The following is a 6,499-nucleotide window of genomic DNA, read 5'->3' on the forward strand; positions in this document are numbered from 1 at the left end:
ACCCCGGCAGACCCCGTCAGGCTCCCTGCGCGTGCACTCGCTCCAGACCCGCGCGCTCCTCCGCGTCCAGTTCGATGCCGAATTCGACCTCCAGCGCTGCCGCCAACTCGGCGGCGCCGACGGTCCGCTCCTCGGCGGACCCGTCCGCGCGCACCGTCGAGAGCGTCTCGCGCACCAGGGCCCTGCGCACGTCCGCACCGGGCCGCTGGGCCACCACCTGGCCGAGGAAACGTGACTGCGGGTGGCTGGAGCTGTAGTGGTTCATGACGGTGAAGTCACCGGGAAAGAGGGTCTGCGGCGAGAAGGCGTACAGGTCGGTCCAGCCCTCCGGCCGCAGCGAGCGCAGCACATGGATGCCCTCGTCCTCGACGCCGACCCCGAAGGTCCAGCCGCCCTGCTCCACGCGCGCGCCGTCCCGCAGCGGCACGGGTTCCAGCGGCCCCTGCCAGCCGAACCCGACGTCGGCGAGCCACTGTTCGCCTTCGACGGTGACCGCGAGGAGCGCGTGGGTGACCGGCGGCAGCGTCGCGCCCCGCGAGCGGTTCCGGGCGCCACGACCGGCCACCTGGAAGCCGATCCGTTCGAGGGCCGCCGCGAAGAGGGAGTTCTGCTCGTAGCAGTAGCCTCCCCGGCGCCGCTCGACGAGCTTGCTCTGGAGGCTCTTGAGGTCCAGGGGGACCGGCCGTCCGAGGGCGACGTCGAGGTTCTCGAACGGAACGGCCGCGACATGCGCCCGGTGAAGACCCGTCAGGGTCCTTAGGTCCGGGGCGAGTTCCCCGTGCCGCACGACGTCGTATCCGATTCGAGCCAGATATGCGTCGAGATCCAGCTCCTCACCGCTCCACAAACCGCTCTCCCCCTCAAGCGCCGGGTCCTCTGTCGTAGGCACATGACACCATGGGCAATCGGCCCACGACCACGGGCTTTTGAGCGGGTCGACGGTACGAGGCGAGGCGTGCGCGGGGGCGCACGCGGAGAGGGGAAGCACCATGAGCGGACTCAACAAAGGGGTGGGACGCGTCGAGGTCACGCTCAAGTGGGACCCCGCCCCGTCCGGCGCGCCGGCCCACGATCTGGATCTGGTCGCCGGGGTCTTCACCGCGGACGACCCGCACGGTGCGCCGGTCCATCTGGTGCACTTCGGCAGCCGCTCCCCGGACGGCACGATCACGCTCCACCGCGACAGCCGCACGGGCCAGGGATTCGGCTACGACGAGGCCATGACCCTGGAGCTGGACCGGCTGGACGCACGGTACGCGCGCGTGGTGGTGGGCGTGGCCATACAGCAGGGCGGCGGACGGCTGACCTTCGGCGACATAGCGAACACGGGCATACGGGTCCGCGAGGGGTACACGGACCTGCTGACCCATGACTTCGCGGACGTCCCCGGGGCCCGTTCGGCGACGGTCGTGGAATTCACCCGCGACGAAACGAACGGCTGGTCGTACCACTCGATCACGCGCGGCTTCGACGCCGACCCGCAGACCTTCGGCACGCTCCTGGGCTCCGCGGTGTCCTGACCTCCCCCGGACACACGCGAAAGGGACACCGAACTCCCGCCCCCGCACGGGAAAAGGGCGCCGACCGGTGGTCGGCCGGCGCTCCACGCCGGCCCGCCTGGTTCCGGGCGGGGGCACGACGAAGGGGACCGCCCGGAGGCCGGTCCCCTTCGTGAGCTGCCGGTCAGCTATCTGCGCGGACTACGCCGGACGTCGTGTCCCGCGCGATTCCGCCCGGTGTCAGCTGCAGCCGCTGGTCGAGCCGCAGCCCTCGCAGATGTAGCAGGAGCCGGCGCGCTGCATCTTCGTGCCGCAGGAGAAGCAGAGCGGGGCGTCGGCGCTGATGCCCAGCTGCATCTCGACGAGCTCCGCCGAGGTGTGCGCCTGCTTCGGGGCCGGAACCTCGGCCTTGGCCGCCGGGGCCGGGACGGCCTTCAGCTCCTGGGCGCGGGGCGCGGACTGGGCGAGGGCCTCGACGTCGACGTCCTCGTCGTCGGGCTGCTCGTACGAGCCGGTGTCCAGGTGGCGCTGACGCTCCTCGGCCGAGTGGATGCCGAGGGCGGAGCGGGTCTCGAAGGGCAGGAAGTCCAGCGCCAGGCGGCGGAAGATGTAGTCGACGATCGACTGCGCCATCCGCACGTCCGGGTCGTCCGTCATGCCGGCCGGCTCGAAGCGCATGTTGGTGAACTTCGAGACGTAGGTCTCGAGCGGGACGCCGTACTGCAGGCCGACGGAGACGGCGATGGAGAAGGCGTCCATCATGCCGGCGAGGGTGGAGCCCTGCTTGGACATCTTCAGGAAGACCTCGCCGAGACCGTCGTCCGGGTAGGAGTTGGCGGTCATGTAGCCCTCGGCGCCACCGACGGTGAAGGAGGTGGTGATCCCCGGGCGGCCCTTCGGGAGGCGCTTGCGGACCGGGCGGTACTCGACGACCTTCTCGACGGCCTCGCGGATCGTCGCCTCGGACTTCGCGGTGACCTCGGCCTTCTCGTCCTCCTTCTTCTTGGCGGAGAGCGGCTGGCCGACCTTGCAGTTGTCGCGGTAGATCGCGAGCGCCTTGACGCCCATCTTCCAGGCCTCGAAGTAGACCTCCTCGACGTCCTCGACCGTGGCCGTCTCCGGCAGGTTCACGGTCTTGGAGAGGGCGCCCGAGATCCACGGCTGGATGGCGGCCATCATCCGGACGTGGCCCATCGCGGAGATGGAGCGCTCGCCCATGGCGCAGTCGAAGACCTCGTAGTGCTCGGTCTTCAGGCCGGGCGCGCCGATCACATTGCCGTGCTCGGCGATGTGGGCGACGATCGCCTCGATCTGCTCCTCCTGGTAGCCCAGGCGGCGCAGGGCCTGCGGGACGGTGCCGTTGACGATCTGCATCGAGCCGCCGCCGACGAGCTTCTTGAACTTGACCAGGGCGAGGTCGGGCTCGAGACCGGTGGTGTCGCAGGACATCGCGAGACCGATGGTGCCGGTGGGGGCGATGACCGAGGCCTGGGCGTTGCGGAAGCCGTTCTTGGCGCCGAGGCGGATCACGTCCTGCCAGGCCTCCGTGGCGGCGGCCCAGATCGGCGAGTCCAGGTCGTCCATGCGGACGGCCTTGGTGTTCTCGTCGGCGTGCTGCCGCATGACGCGCTGGTGCGGCTCGGCGTTGAGGGCGTAGCCGTCGTACGGGCCGACGACCGCGGCGAGTTCGGCGGAGCGCTTGTACGAGGTGCCCGTCATCAGGGAGGTGATGGCGCCGGCGAGGGCGCGGCCGCCGTCGGAGTCGTACGCGTGGCCGGTGGCCATCAGCAGGGCGCCGAGGTTGGCGTAGCCGATGCCGAGCTGGCGGAAGGCGCGGGTGTTCTCGCCGATCTTCTGGGTGGGGAAGTCGGCGAAGCAGATGGAGATGTCCATCGCGGTGATGACGAGCTCGACGACCTTGGAGAAGCGCTCGACGTCGAAGGACTGGTTGCCCTTGCCGTCGTCCTTGAGGAACTTCATCAGGTTCAGCGAGGCGAGGTTGCAGGACGTGTTGTCCAGGTGCATGTACTCGCTGCACGGGTTCGAGCCGTTGATGCGGCCGGACTCGGGGCAGGTGTGCCAGTGGTTGATCGTGTCGTCGTACTGGATGCCCGGGTCGGCGCAGGCCCACGCGGCCTCGGCCATCTTGCGGAAGAGCGCCTTGGCGTCGACCTCCTCGATGACCTCGCCGGTCATGCGGGCGCGCAGACCGAACTTGCCGCCGGACTCGACGGCCTTCATGAACTCGTCGTTCACGCGGACGGAGTTGTTGGCGTTCTGGTACTGGACGGACGTGATGTCGTCGCCGCCCAGGTCCATGTCGAAGCCCGCGTCACGGAGGGCGCGGATCTTCTCCTCCTCCTTGACCTTGGTCTCGATGAAGTCCTCGATGTCGGGGTGGTCGACGTCGAGGATGACCATCTTGGCCGCGCGACGGGTGGCACCGCCCGACTTGATCGTTCCCGCGGAGGCGTCGGCGCCGCGCATGAAGGAGACCGGGCCGGAGGCGTTGCCGCCGGAGGAGAGCAGCTCCTTGGAGGAGCGGATGCGGGAGAGGTTCAGGCCGGCGCCGGAGCCGCCCTTGAAGATCATGCCCTCTTCCTTGTACCAGTCGAGGATGGACTCCATGGAGTCGTCGACGGACAGGATGAAGCAGGCGGAGACCTGCTGGGGCTGGGGCGTGCCGACGTTGAACCAGACCGGCGAGTTGAAGCTGAAGATCTGGTGCAGGAGGGCGTAGGCCAGCTCGTGCTCGAAGATCTCGGCGTCGGCGGGCGAGGCGAAGTAGCCGTAGTCCTCGCCGGCCTTCGTGTACGTCTTCACGATCCGGTCGATGAGCTGCTTGAGACCGGTCTCGCGCTGCGGGGTGCCGACCGCACCGCGGAAGTACTTGCTGGTGACGATGTTGACCGCGTTCACCGACCAGAAGTCGGGGAACTCGACGCCACGCTGCTCGAAGTTGATCGAGCCGTCGCGCCAGTTGGTCATGACGACGTCACGGCGCTCCCACGCCACCTCGTCGTACGGATGCACGCCGGGGGTGGTGTGGATGCGCTCGATACGCAGGCCCTTGCTCGCCGACTTGGCTCCCTTGGTGCGGGAACCACGTGCCGGGCCGCTCGCCGTCTCTGTCATGCCGCCTCCCATATACGGGCAAAACACACTTTGGCGCCCAGATACTCCCAGGGCACCGTCTTCTGTACGTCGTTCTGTACTGCTGCCACAGGGACCACAGGGGTCGCCCGGGGCACGTCTGCCGGGCCGCTCGACGGGCGGTCGCCGGGCCTCGATCGGCCCGGGTCGCCGATCTAGTCGGCGGCGGTGGCGGGAACGGGGACCTCGGGGGTCGCGCCGGTCCCACGGTTCTCAGCGGGAGGCCGCACGCGGAGTTCCGCGATGGCGGCCTCGAAGTCCTCCAGGCTGTCGAAAGCCTTGTACACGGACGCGAAGCGCAGGTAGGCGACGAGGTCGAGCTCCTGCAAGGGGCCGAGGATGGCCAGACCCACGTCGTGGGTGGTCAGCTCGGCGCTCCCGGTGGCGCGCACCGCCTCCTCGACCCGCTGGCCGAGCTTGGCGAGGGCGTCCTCGGTGACCGGTCGTCCCTGGCACGCCTTGCGCACACCGGAGATGACCTTGGTACGGCTGAAGGGTTCGGTGACGCCGGAGCGCTTCACCACCATGAGCGAGCACGTCTCCACCGTCGTGAAACGACGGGAGCAGTCGGGGCACTGGCGACGGCGTCGGATCGACGTCCCGTCGTCGGTGGTGCGACTGTCGACGACGCGGCTGTCGGGGTGCCTGCAGAAGGGGCAGTGCATAGGTTTCGACCCTCCTCATGGCACGACTGACGAGCCTCGCCCGGCCCGTCAAGGCCCCGCGAAGCGACCACCAGCATAGGCGATCCGGGCACCCCCGGCGGACCGGGGACCACTACCCCTGGGTGGTCGATGTCATCCAACCACTAGATCTTGGGTTGGGGGCATTTCCGACCCTCCGCGTGTCGCGGCGCGGGCGCTCCCGGGGATCCAGGCCTCCGGATGCGACACTGGGGCGGCGCACCACCCGCTCGCGTCCCAGCCGCGAAGGCTACCGTAACGACCGATTTGGGGCGGCGGCGCCGGCGCCCTCATACACCTCCGCACATACGCGCGTAAGGCAATCTGCGAATTTTCACTCGAACGTGTGTTTGGCGCAACCTTTCGAAAGCTACTACCGTTGTGCCAGGCAGGGAGACCATTCGAGAGGGGCCGACGACGTGACCACCACCGCAGACAGTGCCACCATCACCGCCCAGGACCGCTCCCAGGGCCGACTCGAGCCGGTGCACGCCATGAATGACGTAAGCATGAACGGCGAGGAGCCCGGGCGACCCGCCCGCGCCCTCCCCGGCCGACCTCCAGGCATCCGCGCCGACAGCTCCGGGCTCACCGACCGGCAGCGCCGGGTCATCGAGGTCATCCGCGACTCGGTCCAGCGGCGCGGCTACCCGCCGTCGATGCGGGAGATCGGGCAGGCGGTCGGTCTCTCCAGCACCTCCTCGGTGGCGCACCAGCTCATGGCACTGGAGCGCAAGGGCTTCCTCCGCCGAGACCCGCACCGGCCCCGCGCCTACGAGGTCCGCGGCTCCGACCAGCCGAGCACCCAGCCGACCGACACCACCGGCAAGCCGGCCGCGTCGTACGTCCCGCTGGTCGGCCGCATCGCGGCCGGTGGCCCGATCCTGGCCGAAGAGTCCGTCGAGGACGTCTTCCCCCTCCCCCGCCAGCTGGTCGGCGACGGCGAACTGTTCGTCCTGAAGGTCGTCGGCGACTCGATGATCGAGGCCGCCATCTGTGACGGCGACTGGGTCACCGTCCGCCGTCAGCCCGTCGCGGAGAACGGCGACATCGTCGCCGCGATGCTCGACGGCGAGGCCACCGTCAAGCGCTTCAAGCGCGAGGACGGCCACGTCTGGCTGCTCCCGCACAACGCGGCGTACCAGCCCATCCCCGGCGACGAAG

At 69.4% G+C, this 6,499-nt stretch carries 5 protein-coding genes; 2 read left to right on the plus strand and 3 right to left on the minus strand.

Annotated elements, in window-relative coordinates; all coding sequences use genetic code 11:
- Positions 1-16: 16 nt before the first annotated feature.
- A complete protein-coding gene (locus tag K7G60_RS10515; protein WP_225800552.1) occupies positions 17-847 on the minus strand; it encodes an arylamine N-acetyltransferase in 831 nt (276 codons plus the stop codon).
- A 142-nt stretch (positions 848-989) separates the two neighbouring features.
- Here K7G60_RS10515 and K7G60_RS10520 point away from each other — a divergent pair, with 142 nt between their 5' ends.
- Positions 990-1,520: a TerD family protein gene (locus K7G60_RS10520; RefSeq protein WP_225800553.1), complete on the plus strand. Its 531-nt coding sequence runs from the start codon at positions 990-992 to the stop codon at positions 1,518-1,520.
- A 219-nt stretch (positions 1,521-1,739) separates the two neighbouring features.
- Here the strand turns inward: K7G60_RS10520 and K7G60_RS10525 are convergent, their stop codons facing one another.
- Both K7G60_RS10525 and nrdR read right to left on the minus strand, forming a co-directional pair.
- Entirely contained in the window at positions 1,740-4,634 is a 2,895-nt protein-coding gene (locus K7G60_RS10525) for a vitamin B12-dependent ribonucleotide reductase (RefSeq protein WP_225800554.1), read from the minus strand.
- Positions 4,635-4,807: 173 nt separating this feature from the next.
- Positions 4,808-5,317, minus strand: coding sequence for a transcriptional regulator NrdR (nrdR, locus tag K7G60_RS10530; protein ID WP_030325324.1), 510 nt, complete (start codon positions 5,315-5,317; stop codon positions 4,808-4,810).
- 437 nt (positions 5,318-5,754) lie between these two features.
- On the opposite strand from nrdR, the gene lexA reads away from it, so the two are divergent.
- Positions 5,755-6,499, plus strand: a 745-nt coding sequence (gene lexA, locus K7G60_RS10535; protein ID WP_225800555.1) for a transcriptional repressor LexA, incomplete at its 3' end; no start/stop codon positions are given.

This window comes from Streptomyces sp. NK15101 (genome assembly GCF_020400725.1).
Lineage (GTDB): Bacteria > Actinomycetota > Actinomycetes > Streptomycetales > Streptomycetaceae > Streptomyces.